The organism is Hydrogenovibrio sp. (assembly GCF_049975065.1).
Lineage (GTDB): Bacteria > Pseudomonadota > Gammaproteobacteria > Thiomicrospirales > Thiomicrospiraceae > Hydrogenovibrio.
In genome coordinates this window covers 1-15,345 of record NZ_JBNGDN010000034.1, presented here as the reverse complement: position 1 = coordinate 15,345, position 15,345 = coordinate 1, and the positions used below count along the sequence as shown (strand labels likewise).

The following is a 15,345-nucleotide window of genomic DNA, read 5'->3' as shown; positions in this document are numbered from 1 at the left end:
ACCGTGCCGCTCAATGAAGACTTTGCCATTCAGCCGGCCGACTATCAAATCGACAACGGCGGCATTATTTTCCCGAACCCGAATGCCCCCACCGGCCGACTCTTGCCATTACAAGCCATTGAAAAAATTTTGCAGGGCAACCCAAACTCAGTCGTCGTCGTGGACGAGGCCTATATCGATTTCGGCGGCGAATCCGCCGCGCAATTGATTCACTGTTACCCGAATCTTTTAGTGGTACAAACCTTTTCGAAATCCCGCGCTTTGGCAGGGTTACGAGTGGGCTTCGCTTTGGGTCATGCGGATTTAATTGAGGCCTTGGAGCGCGTCAAAAACAGTTTTAATTCCTACCCGCTGGATCGGTTGGCGGTGGCCGGTGCCATCGCGGCGATGGAAGATGAAAGCTACTTCGAGGCCAGTTGCAATAAAATCATCGCCACCCGAAATCGTCTGACCGAATTCCTGCAACAACACGGCTTTCAGGTCGTGCCTTCGGCGGCCAACTTCTTGTTTGCTGCCCATCCAAGCCAAGCGGCCGCCGACATGGCTCAAGCCTTACGCGAACGGGCCATTATCGTGCGTTACTTCAATAAACCTCGTATTGACGAATACCTTCGCATCACCATCGGTACCGATGCGGAAACCGATGCCCTTTGTCAGGCCTTGACGGAAATTTTGGCTTAGCCCTAAAACCCAAAAACGCCGTGATCGGCGTTTTTTTATGGACTCATGGGCGTGAATAAGCGACCTGATTACGTTCCTTACGTTCGGTATTCGGCATTGATTTTCACATAATCGTATGAAAAATCGGTGGTCCAGACGATTTCAGACGCCTCGCCCCGATTCAAGACAATGCGAATCAAGATATCGGTTTCATCCATCACCGCCTGACCGGCTTCTTCGGTATAAGAATCGGCGCGTCCGCCGTTTTCCACCAACAAAACCTCGCCCAAGTAAATCTGTAAAGCCTCAATATCCAAATCGACCAGGCCTGCCCGACCCACCGCGGCGAGAATCCGCCCCCAGTTGGGATCGGAAGCAAACAAAGCGGTTTTCACCAACGGCGACAAGGCCACCGCATGCGCCACTTTTAAACACTCGTCCGAGTTTTGGCCGCCTTCGACCTGCACTGTGACAAACTTGGTCGCGCCTTCACCGTCGCGGATAATCATTTGCGCCAACTCGGTCATCACCGCTTTCACCAGGCCTGAAAAGACTTGATAAGCCGTGGAGTGTGTATCGGTGATTTCCGGCATCGCCGCTTGCTGAGTGGCGGTCAAGGTACAGGCATCGTTAGTCGACGTATCGCCATCCACCGTGATACGGTTAAACGACACCTTAACGGCGTCGCTGAGCGCTTGCTGCAAGCAGGCCTGGGAAATTTTGGCATCCGTCGCCGCAAAGCCGAGCATGGTCGCCATGTTGGGATGAATCATGCCGGAACCTTTGGCGATGCCGGTCACCGTCACCAAAGCCCCGTCGATATCGATTTGACGACTGACGATTTTTTCACAGGTATCGGTCGTCATAATGCCTTTCGCCGCGATTTTCCAACCGTCAATCGACTGATTGGCAATCGCATCCGGAATGGCGGCTTCAAGCTTATCCATCGGTAAATTCTGCCCGATGACACCCGTGGAAAACGGAAGCACCGCTTCTGCTGGCAAACCTAACTCGCTAGCCACCCATTGGCAGGTTTGCGTGGCGTCCTTCAGACCCTGCTGCCCGGTTCCGGCATTGGCGTTGCCGCTGTTAATCACTAAAGCACGACAGGCGGTCGCCTGCAAATGCGCTTTGGCGACCGTGACCGGCGCGGCACAAAACGCATTTTGCGTGAAGGTCGCGGCGGTGCGACTGCCTTCCACAAAGGACACCACGACAAAATCGGTTTTGTCGGCTTTTTTAATCTTGGCTTGCGTCGCGCCCAGATAAACGCCGTCCACCGGATGAATCAAACGTTGTTGCGACATGGTTTTGTTCTCCAAACTAAAAAATCCACGTGAATGGAAATGCTCGACCGTTCTCGACACTCCGCTCAACGTGGATTTTTTCAATCTCTACAATAGCTGTACAATTAATATTAACTCAATTTACCACAACATTGCTTATATTTCTTACCGGAACCACACGGACAGGGATCGTTGCGCCCCACTTTCGGTGTTTCGCGGCGGTAAGTGCCATCCGAACCGCTTTCTGTGTTTTCCGGTTCGCCAGACGGCATGCCCATCGCATCCGCAATGCCTTGCGCCGCCGAATGTGTGGCTTCCAACTGTTGCGGGCGTTCTTCAAGCTGTTGCTGCTCGTAGGCATCCACATCCTGTCGTCCCTGAATTTGAACCATTGAAAGGGTCTGAATGGTTTCGAACATCACCGCATCCAAGAAGGCTTCAAACATTTCGGCGGCCGAGCTGCGATATTCCTGGAATGGATCTTTTTGCGCAAACCCTTTCAAGTGAATCCAACGACGCAAATAATCCATTTCATTCAAATGCTCGCGCCACTGCTTGTCAATGGTTCTCAACAACACTTCTTTCTCAAAGTGGTGACGGGTTTTTTCGTCCACCACCGCCATCTTGGACTGGTAAAGCGCTTTGATTTCTGCAACAAGACGCTCACGCAGTTTTTCCTCAAACAGGCTCTTGTCCTCATCCAGCCATTGCTGAATGGTCAATTCACAGCCCAAATCCTCTTGCAGCTGGCGTTCCAGTCCCGCCACATCCCACTGCTCTTCCAGGCTGCCCGGCGGAATGAAATTCGCCATAATCGATTCAACCACGTTGGTGCGCAACGAATCGACAATCTCGGAAACATCGTCCTCTTCCATCAGCTCATTACGCTGGGAATACACCACCTTACGCTGTTCATTGGCAATATTGTCGAATTTTAACAGGTTGGCACGCTCATCTTGGTGCATGCGCTCGACCTGCTTCTGAGCACGCTCAATGGATTTGCTGACCATATTGTGCTCAATGGCCTCGTCCGATTTCATCCCCAGACGACGCATCATGTTTTTGACTTTCTCCGAGGCAAAACGACGCATTAAATCGTCATCCAGCGACAGATAGAAACGGGTGACCCCTGGATCGCCCTGGCGACCGGAGCGCCCGCGTAGCTGATTGTCAATACGGCGCGACTCGTGCCGCTCGGAACCGAGCACCATCAAGCCGCCCTTTTCCAAGACTTCATCATGGCGTTTTTGCCAAGCGGCCTTCACCTCTGCAATCTGAGCTTCCGAGGGAGCCTCAAGGGCTTCGATTTCACTGTCCAGATTCCCACCCAAGACGATATCGGTGCCGCGACCTGCCATATTGGTGGCAATGGTAATGGCACCGGGACGCCCGGCGTCGGCAATAATGTTGGCTTCACGCTCATGCTGCTTGGCGTTCAGTACACTGTGCTGAATGCCCTCTTTATCGAACAGCGACGACAAGACTTCCGACATTTCAATGGAAGCCGTGCCGATGAGAATCGGTTGACCGGATTCTTTCATGGCCTTGACGTCGCGCACAATGGCGTTTAACTTACCTTCAATATCCAAAAATACCAGGTCTGGTAAATCTTGCCGCGTCGGCACCTTGTTCGGCGGAATCACCACCACTTCGAGTTTATAGGTCGCCAGAAACTCACCGGCTTCGGTATCGGCGGTACCGGTCATACCGGATAATTTTTCATACTGGCGGAAATAATTCTGGAAAGTGATGGAGGCATAGGTCTGGCTTTCCGCTTGAATGGACACCCCTTCCTTCGCTTCCACCGCCTGATGCAGGCCATCCCCCCAACGGCGACCCGCCATCTTGCGGCCAGTGAATTCGTCGATGATAATGACTTCGTTATCCTGAACAATGTAATCGGTGTTCTTCTCAAACAACAAATGCGCCCGCAAGGACGCATTGACGTATTTCATCAGGGTGATGTGTTCCGCATCGTAGAGCGAATCCCCTTCGTTCAACAAGCCGATTTCCACCAACATGGCCTCGACCTTGGAATGACCGTCATCGGTCAGATGAATCTGTTTGGTTTTTTCATCAATGGTGTAATCGCCGGAAGACGTTTTGGTTTCCAGATCCTCTTCACCGCGCTCCAAACCTTGTACCAGCGGATTCATTTTCTGATACAACTCAGACTTATCTTCGGCCGGGCCGGAAATAATCAACGGCGTCCGCGCTTCATCAATCAGGATCGAATCCACTTCGTCAATGATGGCAAAGGCCTGACCGCGCATGACGCGCTCCTCGACAAAGATCGCCATATTATCGCGCAGATAATCGAAACCGAATTCGTTATTGGTGCCGTAGGTGATGTCGGCTTGATAAGCCAGCTGCTTTTCGGCCGCCGTTTGGCCGGAGAGAATCACGCCCGTGGTCAGGCCGAGAAAACCGTATAACTGCCCCATCCACTCGGCATCACGGGCGGCCAGGTAATCGTTCACGGTAATGACGTGCACCCCTTTTCCGGCCAAGGCATTCAGATACGCCGCTAAGGTGGCCACTAGGGTTTTCCCTTCCCCGGTGCGCATTTCGGCAATCTTGCCGTTGTGGAGTGCCATGCCCCCGATCAACTGCACATCATAATGCCGCATGCCCATGACCCGTTTACCCGCCTCGCGCACCACGGCAAAGGCTTCGGGCAAGATTTGATCCAACGACTCGCCTTGCGCAACCCGCTGCTTAAATTCATCGGTTTTGGCTTTTAAAGCGTCATCACTGAGTTCAGAAAACGACTCTTCCAGAGCGTTTATCTGCTGTACGATCTTACGATATTGTTTAAGCAGGCGTTCGTTGCGGCTGCCAAAAAGCGTTTTGAAAATGTTAAAAGCCATTCGGGGTCAAATCCAGTAATGAGTTTAAAAAGCGGTGCGGCCTCTATCCAACCGACCATCTGCAACCGATTCATTGCGTTAAATTGGCGCTATTCTAGCACATTTCAAAAACCGTAAAATAACGGAGCATTTTAAAATGGTTGTTAACCCGAACATCGACTTTCGGATTAATTCGGGCTTCTGTCGCTAATGCGGTTAATGCAGTTATAGCAGAATTTTACTGCTGCCGTATTGAATGGGCGGCTCTTGATTTTCAAAGGTCACCACTTCATAAGCCTCTGAATCGGCCATCAGGGCGCGGAGCAATTGATTGTTTAGGGCGTGGCCGGACTTATGGGCGGTAAACTCCCCAATAATCGCATGACCGGCCATATACAAATCCCCTACCGCATCGAGTATTTTATGGCGCACAAATTCGTCTTTATTGCGCAGCCCCTCTTCATTGACCACCCCGTTTTCATCCAGACCGATGGCATTATGCAATCCGGCACCCAGCCCTAGATTTTGCGCGCGCAGCACTTCCATATCCTTCATAAACCCGAAAGTGCGCGCGCGACTGACCTCTTTAAAATAGGCCGTAGAGGAAAAACACAGCGTCATTTTTTCAGCGGTTTGCTCAAACGCCGGGTGATCGAAATCAATCGAAAAATTGAGCCGAAACCCCTGAAATGGATCAAACTGCGCCGCGCCGCCTTTGTCATTGGCCACCTTGACCGACTTTTTAATGCGAATAAACTGTTTGGGTGCTTCTTGCAGTGCCACGCCAGCCGATTGCAGCAGAAAAATAAAATGCGATGCACTGCCGTCCATAATCGGCACTTCATCGGCGGTAATATCAATGTACAAATTATCAATCCCCACCCCAGCCAGAGCGGACATCAAATGTTCAATGGTGGCAATCTTAACAGGGACGTCTCCGACCTCCTGAACAATGGTGGTACACAAGGTGGTTTCTTTGACCAGGCCTGGCGAAATCGGGAATTCCACCGCAGGATCCACATCCACGCGCCGGAAAACAATCCCAGTATGAATCGGTGCGGGGCGTAATGTCATCACGGACTTGTGACCGGTATGCAGCCCGACACCTTTAGCTTTGATGGAATTGGCAAGGGTTCTTTGTTTCACGTAACAGTCTTCAATTTTCGTTTGATGTAAGGGCTTGACCTTAGAATGACCAAGGTCGGCGAGCCGCGCCGAGAATAAGCCGCCTTTTAGTCCCGCAGAATCTCATTGGGGGTTATTCGAGGTGCTCGTAATGCGCTGAAAGCGTCGGTTAACCTGGCGCGAATTCTAGCACAGATTGCGCCCACAGCTTTGACCCAAATAGTCGGGTTAAAAACTGTTGCTGAACCAGTTTTTCATCTTATTCAGAACGGAAGTTTTATCCAAGGGTTCGGCCGCGACGTCCTCTGAATGCAACGCCGTCGGCTGGTGTTCTTTGGCATACATTAACAACCCCACAGTCGTCGCAAAGGCCGGACTGTTCACCTCTTCACTCAACCCCATGACTTCCATCGGATACCCCAGTCGAACCGGCATATGGAACACCTCTTCAGCCAGCTCCACAGCGCCTTCAACCAAAGAGCTGCCACCGGTAAGCACAATGCCTGCGGCAATTTTATGCTCAAAGTCGGTGCGACGCAGCTCCGCCTGAATCAATTGAAACAACTCTTCATAACGCGGTTCTATGACCTCGACCAACGTATGACGCGATAAACAGCGAGCCGGACGGTCTCCCACGCTGGGCACTTCAATATCTTCATCTTTGGAAATCAATTGTGGCAAGGCACAGGCGTATTTTTTCTTAATGTCTTCGGCGGCCTGTTTCGGCGTGCGTAAGGCCATGGCAATGTCATTGGTCACCTGATCACCGGCGACCGGAATCACCGCCGAATGACGAATGGCACCGTTCTGGAAAATGGCAATATCGGTGGTACCACCACCGATGTCTACCAGACAAACCCCCAATTCCTTCTCGTCTTCCGACAACACCGCTTCCGATGACGCCAGCTGCTCCAAAATCAGGTTATCAACTTTCAAAGCGCAGCGTTCGACGCACTTAGTGATGTTCTGCGCCGCACTGACCGAACCGGTCACCATGTGTACACGCGCCTCTAAACGCACACCGGACATGCCAATCGGCTCACGAATGCCGCCCTGATTATCGATCATGAATTCCTGCGGCAAAATGTGCAACACTTCTTGGTCGCCTGGAATGGCAATGGTTTTGGCCGCATCAATGACGCGCTGAACGTCTTCCTCACGCACTTCGTGGTTACTGATGGCCACCATACCATTGGAATTAAAGCTGCCGATGTGGCTGCCCGCAATGCCGACCGAAACCGATTCCGCTTTAATGCCGGACATTCTTTCCGCTTCATCAATGGCACGCTGAATCGACTCAACGGTGGAATCAATATTGACGACCACCCCTTTTTTTAAACCTTTTGATGGATGTGTGCCCATGCCCACCACCTCGATGCGACCATCCGGCTGGACTTTACCGATTACTGCGGCGATTTTGGATGTACCCACATCCAACCCGATGACAATATTGGACTCTGTGGGCTGCTGCTTTCTTGCCATTCGTATTTTACCTTTATGTGAAAACTGCCGAATCGTGTGCCTCTTGCCCTAACCCGAAAGAATAAGCCAAGCCTCTCAAAGAGTTTCAATCCGGGTGCTTTTCAAGGGCTGACTAGGGTGCCTTTGGGCGTTCGGTTGACTCACTGGAAATCGGCGGGCTACCCTTGATTACAAACCCATTACTATAGCGTAAATCGTATAGCTGTGCGAATTTTCTTAATTCCGGTTTGACGTTGGGGTAAGCGCGAATAAAACGATCCAACTTGACTTGCCAATCGCTGGAATCCAGCAATACAGTGGCCCCTGAAACAAAGTGAAGCGTCCAGCTGCCATCGGCCTGCACGGTCAAATCGTCAATCGTCCAATCCAGCGGAGAGAAGGCATTCTGAAACACGGCAAGCTTTTGCAGCAAATCGCGGGATTGAATGACCTCACCATTCAATCGAACCAAACGCTGATAGGGGGTCGTATCATGCGGGTAAAAAATGTCGCCGTGCTGATTCAGCAAACCGTCCTCACCCCATCGCACGACTGGCGTTTGCTCAACAACATCCAACACCAGTGTACTCGGCCAGCGTCGTTTTACCTTGACCTGATAAACCCAATCCAAATTCAGAATATCGGCGTGCAGCCTCTCCAAATCCAATTGCCAGAAAGACTCTCCAACATAAGGTTCCACCAAAAACTCAATATTTCTGGGCGCCAATTTTTCAAACTCACCCTGCAAGGTCACTTCGGTAATCACTCGATTCGGCGAAAAAAACACCCACGCCACAATCGCAGCCATCAACACCAATCCTAATGCCAGCGCCAATTTCAGTTTCACCGTTTGCCCGCTCCCAAAAGGTTTTTCAAGTCAGCGTCATCGACACGAGACGCCGCACCAATTCTGGAAATGGCAGATCGGCCGCTTTTGCGGCCATCGGCACCAGACTGTGGTCGGTCATACCGGGAACCGTGTTCAGCTCAATCAGCCAGGCCTGGTCGTTTTCGTCCAGCATCAAATCCACCCGCCCCCAATGGCGGGCACCGATGACATGAAAAGCGTCCAACACCAAAGCCTGCAGCCGCTGCTCCATCTCTTTCGGCAAGCCGCAAGGGCAGAGGTACTGAGTGTCATTGGATTGATACTTCGCTTCAAAATCGTAAAACGCATGATCCGTTTTCAATTGAATCATTGGCAAAGCCGCATCGCCTAAAACGGCGCAGGTAAACTCCCGTCCGGCAATCCATTGTTCAATGAGGATTTCCGAATCATAGACCTCGGCGGCGGCAATCGCCTCTTTCAAGGCGGGCAAATCCGCCACCTTGCGCATCCCCAAACTGGAACCTTCATGACTGGGTTTCACGATCACCGGAAACGATAACGCAAAATCCTCGCTCTTAAACGGCTGGCTCGGTGACACCACCTGAAAGTCGGGCGTTGGCAACCCGACGCCTCGCCAAACCCATTTGGTGCGTAGCTTATCCATTGCCAGCGCAGAGGCCGCCAAGCCGCTGCCGGTAAACGGAAAGTTCAATGCCTCCAACAGTGCCTGAACCCCACCGTCTTCTCCCCAGCGCCCGTGCAGTGCAATAAAGGCACGATCATAAGACTGCACCACCGCCATCACATCCGCAACGCTTGTCACATCACAGGCCGTGGCGGTCACACCGGCTTGCTGCAAGGCGTGCGTCACTTCAGCGCCGCTTTTCAGCGAAATAGCACGTTCGGCGGACGTGCCGCCCATCAACACCGCCACGCGCCCTAAGGCAAGCGGGCTTTGCGCCGTAACGGCTTCAGGGGTTTTCGTTTGCATGATCCATCTCTTCGTTAAGCACTCGTTCTTTCCAGTCGCGCGCCAGTTGCCCAATGTCACCCGCGCCCATCACCAGCAACACATCCTCATCCAGCAGCACTGGCGTCATCAATTCATTCAATTCCGCTTGCGATTCAACGTGCAAATTGTCGCGATGCCCTCGCAGACGCATCGCTTGCAACAAGGCCTTTGAATCAAATGCCGCCAAAGGGGCTTCTCCGGCGGCGTAAACATCCAACAGCACCACCAGATCCGCCGCCACCAGAGCTTGCACGAAACCATCGAATAAATCACGGGTGCGGCTGAAACGGTGTGGCTGAAACACCAACACCAAACGCCGCTCGGGAAAGGACTGACGGGCGGTTTCAATGGTGGCCGAAAGCTCGGTAGGATGATGGCCATAATCATCGACCAAGGTCACATCCCGCCCACCAATCAAACGATGCGGATACACTTCAAAACGACGTCCTACGCCACCAAACTCCGTCAGCGCCTGCCGAATCGCCTCAACCGACACATCCAACTCCAGCCCGATGGTGATCGCCGCCAAAGCATTCAACACATTATGACGTCCGGGAGAGTTCAAGGTCACCTCAAATGGCTCAGACTGAAGCGCATGCACTTTAAAACGCATGGTGAGGCCATGATGGGTGACTTCCGAGGCATAGACATCTGCTTCATCCGAAAAGCCATAAGTGCGCGTTTTTCGGGACAGTTTCGGCAATAATCGACGAATGTTTTCATCCTCATGGCACACGATGACCAGCCCGTAAAACGGTAACCGGTGGATGAATTCCACAAAGGTATTTTCCAGATTCTGATAATCGCCCTGATAGGTCTCCATGTGATCTTCATCGATATTGGTGACCACGGCCATCATCGGTGACAAATGTAGAAAAGAAGCATCCGATTCGTCCGCCTCCGCCACCAAATACTGGCTGCTGCCGAGGCGGGCATTGGTAGCGGCTTGGTTGAGTTTGCCGCCAATCACAAACGTCGGATCCAAACCGCCTTGAGTTAAAATCGCCGCCGTCAGCGAAGTGGTGGTGGTCTTGCCGTGCGTCCCCGCTATGGCGATGCCGAAACGCATCCGCATCAATTCCGCCAGCATGGCGGCACGAGGTATCACCGGAATGCGACGCTCTTTCGCAAAGGCCACTTCCGGATTTTCATCCGGTATCGCGGTCGAAACCACGACCACATCACTTTTCTGAACGTGCTCGGCCGCGTGACCGATTTGAATGCGCGCCCCCAGTGTCCGCAAATGCTGGACGGTTGCATTTTCTTTGATGTCTGAACCGGAAACGGTAAAACCAAGACTCAGGCAGACTTCCGCGATACCCGCCATGCCAACGCCACCGATGCCGACAAAATGAATTTGTTTAACTTGATCTTTCATCCAACCACCCTTCTCAATCCGGCATATGATACTGCTTTATACCCGAAATTTTTGCGAAAAGTGACGTCTTTAGTGTAAAAGCGCCGGATTCGATTCGGCCAGGTCGGGGGATTTGACCGGTTGAGGCACCACCCAGTAATGCTGGGTGAGAATCGCGGCAAATTCGGAAGGTTTCTGCAGTGGCTGGGTGATTTCAAAATGCGATAAGGTCGCGCTCTTCAGATGCCCCGCCTCAACCGCCTGAGCCACCAGCGCCAGCACCTCTTCCGAGCCGTCTCCCAAAAGCGCTTCCGTGGTCGGATTCCAAAACAGTACCTTGGGCTGGTGATCGGAGCCGGGTAACGGCATCAGCTCCATACGAATCCACTCAAGTGGTGCCGATGAGGTTGACGGGGAAAGCGCTTGGGGTTCATTGGAAGCGGCTGCATCGCTGTCATTGTTCTGCGGTGGCACCGCTGATAATTCGGTTTTATCGGTGGAATCCATGGTTTGACCTCACTGTGGGTTAAGCGCCTGAAACGCCGAACGCCGCAAGCACAGACAGAAAGTTGCCTATGCTAACATAGCGCGCGCCTCTTCGACAGCCATCACCAAACGATCAATATCCTCAAAGGTGTTATAGACACCGAAAGACGCTCGCAGCGTAGAAGGCACATTAAAATGCTGCATCACCGGCATGGCGCAGTGGTGGCTGGCACGCAAGGCAATGCCGTCCTGATCCATTAAGGTGGCCATATCGTGCGGATGAGTGCCGTCCACAATAAATGAAATCACACCGCCTTTATTCGCCGCCGTGCCAATGATGCGCAGCCCTTTAATGGCGTGCAACTTCTGAGTGGCATACATCAGCAATTCGTGCTCGTAGGCGGCAATCGTATCCAACCCGATGGATTCGACGAAATCAATGGCCGCCCCCAAACCGATGGCACCGGAAATGTTCGGCGTACCGGCTTCAAACTTATACGGCAACACGTTGTATTCGGTCTTGTCAAAGGTCACGGAATAAATCATATCACCACCGGCTTGATAGGGTGGCATGGCGTCCAGAAGCGCTTCTTTGCCATAGAGCACACCGATGCCGGTAGGCCCATACAGCTTATGGCCGGAAAACGCATAAAAATCGCAATCCAAGGCGCGGACATCCACGCGCATATGCGGCACCGCCTGGGCTCCGTCCAACAGAACTTTAGCACCGACCGTTTTCGCCGCCTGCACCATCTCCGCCACCGGGTTGATCGTGCCCAGTGCATTGGACATATGCACCACCGACACCAACTGAGTCTTCGGCGTCAGACAGGCTTCGAAATCGGACAGACGGATTTCGCCGTCATCCGTCATCGGCACCACCACCAATTTGATACCGATTTCTTCGCGCAACAACTGCCAAGGCACGATATTGGAGTGGTGCTCCATTTCGGTAATCACCACTTCGTCACCGGCCTTCAGGTGACGGCGTCCCCAAGTTTGCGCCACCAGGTTAATCGCCTCGGTGGTGCCACGCACGAAAATAATTTCTTTATCCGACGCCGCGTTTAAAAACCGCCGGATTTTGCCGCGTGCCCCTTCATAGGCTTCGGTGGCTCTTTCGCTCAAACCGTAAACGCCACGGTGCACATTGGCATTTTCTTCACGATAATAGCGCGCAATGGTATCAATGACCGACACCGGCGTTTGCGAGGTGGCACCGCTGTCCAGATAGACCAGTGGCTGGCCGTTTTCGAGTTGTTTGAGAATGGGAAAGGCGTCTTTAACGTCCGAAAGATTCATATTCTGTTCTTAGTATCGTGGTGGTAAAAAATGCGCTGTCTTACCGGAAAGCATCAGTCCATAACCCGGTCAAGTTTGCGCATGACCTGGGATGCCAGCCATTGGCGGCGCTCTATTTTAGACAGCGTTTCCAGCGGCTCCAGCAAAAAGGCCTGGGTAATCAAGCGCACCGCATCCGCTTTACGAATGCCCCGCGCTTGGGCATAAAACAGTTGGTTTTCGTCAATTTCACCGGAAGCGCACCCGTGCGAGCATTTCACATCATCGGCATAAATTTCCAATTGCGGTTTGGTGTCCATATTGGCATCATTCGACAACAAGAGATTTTTGTTATCCATTTGGCCATCGGTTTTCTGAGCATCTTGCGCCACATAAATCATGCCATTGAAAACGCCCCGCGCCTGACCGTCCAAGACAAACTTATGCAACTGGCGGCTGTTGCAATGCGCCACTTGGTGAAGAGTTTCGGTACGGGAATCCACCAGTTGCTTATCGGTGCCAAACCCAATCGAGTTCTGTTCACATTCAGCGTAAGATCCCGCCAAAGCCACTTGGTTTTGGTGACGCGAAATCTCCGCACCCAACCCCAGATAGACCGTGGACAAGTCAGACGCTTCCGCTTGACGGAAATACTGGTGATTGAAGTAAAAACTGTTTCGGCTCAAGTCTTGTAAAACCACCTGTTTTAAGCGAGCGTGCTGACCCAAGTGCAAGTGTGCCAGTTCATTCACAAACACCGACTCAACGCCGCCCAGACAGACATACTGCTGAATCAAAGTCATTTCAGCCTTCTCACCCACTTCCACCTGCATGCGCAGATTGGTCAAGCCTTCCGACTGAGTCTGCACTTGGACGACATACACCGGAACGTCCAAGGCCGCCCGGTCGTCCAGTCGCACAGTCAGCCCCTGATCCAGCAGCAGTTCATTCATCAGTTCAAAGGCATCGGCTTCGACCTTGGGCGAGATGGTTTGAATCGCATCCGCCTCAGCCATTTCAATCGACAAGGCGTCGGGAATCAAATCGAACCCGGCTGACAGGCTTTCCGAGAAAACGCCGTCCACAAACACCAAGCGAATTGCCTCTTCCGGCAAAAGATGGGTCTGCAAAGCTTCCAAACTCGGTTCCGCACCCGACGCTTTGATTTCAAAACGGTGTGGCAACCACGGCAATAAAGAGGTGTATTGCCAATCTTCGTCCTGACGGGTCGGCAGACCTTTCACCAACAGACGGCTTTCCGCCTCCAGGCGCTTTTCTACCAGCGCCTCCGCTTGGGTATTTTCGTTTAACTGTCGGGCTTGAGCCACCAGGTGATCAAGCATCTGGCGTGCGGCTGGACTCATTTTAGGGGAAACTGCAACTGTCATAAGCCACCTTACTCCGAATCGGAAGCGTCATGGGCTTGAATGATGTCGTCATAACCCCTTTCTTCAAGTTCATGCACCAACTCGAAGCCACCGGACTTGACGATTTTGCCGTCATACAATACATGGACGTGATCGGGTTTAATATAGTCCAGCAAACGCTGATAATGCGTCACCACGACAAAGCTGCGCACACCGTCACGCAAAGAGTTCACGCCATTCGCCACCACTTTCATGGCATCGATATCCAAGCCAGAATCGGTTTCGTCCAAGATGCACAACTTTGGCTCCAACAGTGCCATCTGGAAAATATCGTTACGTTTCTTTTCACCACCGGAAAAGCCAACATTGACCGAACGTTCCAGCAAGTCTTTACGCATGTTGAGCAGGTCGATCTTGGATTGGGCGTACTCGTCGAAGTCGAACATATCCAATGCCGGCAAGCCTTTTTCCTCGCGAATGGCATTCACGGCTGTCTGCATAAACAGCTTGTTACTGACGCCCGGAATCTCCACAGGGTATTGAAACGCCAAAAACAAGCCTTTTCGGGCACGTTCTTCCGGATCCATTTCCAACAGATCCTCGCCATCGAAGGTCGCCGTGCCATCCGTGACTTCATAATCTTCTCGCCCGGCCAACACACTGGACAAGGTACTTTTACCGGCGCCGTTCGGCCCCATAATGGCATGCACTTCACCCGGTTTCACTTCCAGGTTTAATCCTTTTAGAATGGGCTGACCGCCTTCTTCGGCAACTTGCGCGCGTAAATTTTCAACTTTTAATAACATCTGGTCTCTCTCACTCGATGAAAGCAGAGCTTTCAAACGGTTTATTCAATCGAAAACCGCTCCTTCAAAGCGGTTTGAAACGTTATGATTTTCTGGCGGACGCCAACTACCCGACCGACCCTTCCAGGCTGATGGCCAGAAGCTCCTCCGCTTCCTGCGCGAACTCCAGAGGTAACTCGCTGAAGACTTCCTTACAGAAACCGTTCACAATCATGGAAATGGCGTCCTGCTCACTGATACCACGCTGCTGGCAATAGAACAACTGATCCTCACCGATTCGGGATGTCGTGGCTTCGTGCTCCATTTTCGCGGTGGCATTTTCCACTTCAATGTATGGGAAAGTATGCGCCCCGCATTGGTCACCGATCAGCATGGAATCACATTGGGTAAAGTTCCGTGCGTTCTCTGCGGTGGGTAGAATCTTCACCAACCCACGATAAGTGTTATCAGACTTTCCGGCCGACAACCCTTTAGAAATAATGGTGCTACGCGTATTTTTGCCGATGTGAATCATCTTAGTACCGGTATCGGCCTGTTGACGGCGATTGGTCAAAGCCACCGAATAGAATTCACCGATGGAATTATCCCCTTTCAGAACACAGCTCGGGTATTTCCAGGTGATCGCCGACCCGGTTTCCGCTTGCGTCCAGGACAATTTGGAATTCCGGCCTTCGCAGACGCCGCGCTTGGTCACAAAATTCAAAATCCCGCCCTCGCAATCTTCATCGCCCGGGTACCAGTTTTGAACCGTGGAATATTTGACTTCCGCGTTTTCATGTACGATGACTTCCACCACCGCCGCATGCAACTGGTACGAATCGCGCAC

At 52.3% G+C, this 15,345-nt stretch carries 13 protein-coding genes; 1 reads left to right on the top strand and 12 read right to left on the bottom strand.

Going from position 1 to position 15,345, the window contains the following annotated elements; genetic code table 11:
• On the top strand, positions 1–681 hold a 681-nt coding region (locus ACP5D0_RS05700; protein ID WP_472364695.1), incomplete at its 5' end, for a pyridoxal phosphate-dependent aminotransferase.
• A gap of 77 nt (positions 682–758) precedes the next feature.
• On the opposite strand, the gene argJ is transcribed toward ACP5D0_RS05700, so the two are convergent.
• The 12 genes from argJ to ACP5D0_RS05640 all read right to left on the bottom strand — a co-directional run.
• Positions 759–1,967 carry a bifunctional glutamate N-acetyltransferase/amino-acid acetyltransferase ArgJ gene (argJ, locus tag ACP5D0_RS05695; RefSeq protein WP_472364694.1) on the bottom strand — a complete coding sequence of 403 codons (1,209 nt, stop codon included), beginning with the start codon at positions 1,965–1,967 and terminating at the stop codon, positions 759–761.
• 110 nt (positions 1,968–2,077) lie between these two features.
• Positions 2,078–4,816: a preprotein translocase subunit SecA gene (gene secA, locus ACP5D0_RS05690; RefSeq protein WP_472364693.1), complete on the bottom strand. Its 2,739-nt coding sequence runs from the start codon at positions 4,814–4,816 to the stop codon at positions 2,078–2,080.
• A gap of 204 nt (positions 4,817–5,020) precedes the next feature.
• Positions 5,021–5,941 (bottom strand): UDP-3-O-acyl-N-acetylglucosamine deacetylase, encoded by a 921-nt coding sequence (gene lpxC, locus ACP5D0_RS05685; RefSeq protein WP_472364692.1) that lies wholly within the window; start codon positions 5,939–5,941, stop codon positions 5,021–5,023.
• 207 nt (positions 5,942–6,148) lie between these two features.
• Complete coding sequence (gene ftsA, locus ACP5D0_RS05680; RefSeq protein ID WP_472364691.1) at positions 6,149–7,402, bottom strand: cell division protein FtsA; 1,254 nt, start codon at positions 7,400–7,402, stop codon at positions 6,149–6,151.
• Positions 7,403–7,514: 112 nt separating this feature from the next.
• On the bottom strand, positions 7,515–8,228 hold the full coding sequence (locus ACP5D0_RS05675; protein ID WP_472364690.1) for a cell division protein FtsQ/DivIB: 714 nt from the start codon (positions 8,226–8,228) through the stop codon (positions 7,515–7,517).
• Positions 8,229–8,253: 25 nt separating this feature from the next.
• Positions 8,254–9,201 carry a D-alanine--D-alanine ligase gene (locus ACP5D0_RS05670; protein WP_472364689.1) on the bottom strand — a complete coding sequence of 316 codons (948 nt, stop codon included), beginning with the start codon at positions 9,199–9,201 and terminating at the stop codon, positions 8,254–8,256.
• The gene (murC, locus tag ACP5D0_RS05665) at positions 9,182–10,600 is read right to left on the bottom strand and encodes a UDP-N-acetylmuramate--L-alanine ligase (RefSeq protein WP_472364688.1); all 1,419 of its coding nucleotides are present in this window, start codon (positions 10,598–10,600) and stop codon (positions 9,182–9,184) included. The genes ACP5D0_RS05670 and murC overlap by 20 nt, the downstream gene beginning before the upstream one ends.
• A 69-nt stretch (positions 10,601–10,669) precedes the next feature.
• Positions 10,670–11,086 carry a hypothetical protein gene (locus ACP5D0_RS05660; protein ID WP_472364687.1) on the bottom strand — a complete coding sequence of 139 codons (417 nt, stop codon included), beginning with the start codon at positions 11,084–11,086 and terminating at the stop codon, positions 10,670–10,672.
• Positions 11,087–11,152: 66 nt separating this feature from the next.
• Positions 11,153–12,367, bottom strand: coding sequence for a SufS family cysteine desulfurase (locus ACP5D0_RS05655; RefSeq protein WP_472364686.1), 1,215 nt, complete (start codon positions 12,365–12,367; stop codon positions 11,153–11,155).
• A 53-nt stretch (positions 12,368–12,420) separates the two neighbouring features.
• The gene (gene sufD, locus ACP5D0_RS05650; RefSeq protein ID WP_472364685.1) at positions 12,421–13,734 is read right to left on the bottom strand and encodes a Fe-S cluster assembly protein SufD; all 1,314 of its coding nucleotides are present in this window, start codon (positions 13,732–13,734) and stop codon (positions 12,421–12,423) included.
• 8 nt (positions 13,735–13,742) lie between these two features.
• Positions 13,743–14,519: a Fe-S cluster assembly ATPase SufC gene (gene sufC / locus ACP5D0_RS05645; protein WP_472364684.1), complete on the bottom strand. Its 777-nt coding sequence runs from the start codon at positions 14,517–14,519 to the stop codon at positions 13,743–13,745.
• A gap of 106 nt (positions 14,520–14,625) precedes the next feature.
• Positions 14,626–15,345 (bottom strand): SufD family Fe-S cluster assembly protein (locus ACP5D0_RS05640; protein WP_472364683.1); only part of this gene is annotated, 720 nt, incomplete at its 5' end.

What these genes read in the sequence shown, in the direction of transcription:
- argJ (WP_472364694.1), bottom strand. Translation starts at nt 1,967, where the DNA reads ATGTCGCAACAACGTTTGATTCATCCGGTGGACGGCGTTTATCTGGGC.
- secA (WP_472364693.1), bottom strand. Translation starts at nt 4,816, where the DNA reads ATGGCTTTTAACATTTTCAAAACGCTTTTTGGCAGCCGCAACGAACGC.
- ftsA (WP_472364691.1), bottom strand. Translation starts at nt 7,402, where the DNA reads ATGGCAAGAAAGCAGCAGCCCACAGAGTCCAATATTGTCATCGGGTTG.
- ACP5D0_RS05670 (WP_472364689.1), bottom strand. Translation starts at nt 9,201, where the DNA reads ATGCAAACGAAAACCCCTGAAGCCGTTACGGCGCAAAGCCCGCTTGCC.
- murC (WP_472364688.1), bottom strand. Translation starts at nt 10,600, where the DNA reads ATGAAAGATCAAGTTAAACAAATTCATTTTGTCGGCATCGGTGGCGTT.
- ACP5D0_RS05660 (WP_472364687.1), bottom strand. Translation starts at nt 11,086, where the DNA reads ATGGATTCCACCGATAAAACCGAATTATCAGCGGTGCCACCGCAGAAC.
- ACP5D0_RS05655 (WP_472364686.1), bottom strand. Translation starts at nt 12,367, where the DNA reads ATGAATCTTTCGGACGTTAAAGACGCCTTTCCCATTCTCAAACAACTC.
- sufD (WP_472364685.1), bottom strand. Translation starts at nt 13,734, where the DNA reads ATGACAGTTGCAGTTTCCCCTAAAATGAGTCCAGCCGCACGCCAGATG.
- sufC (WP_472364684.1), bottom strand. Translation starts at nt 14,519, where the DNA reads ATGTTATTAAAAGTTGAAAATTTACGCGCGCAAGTTGCCGAAGAAGGC.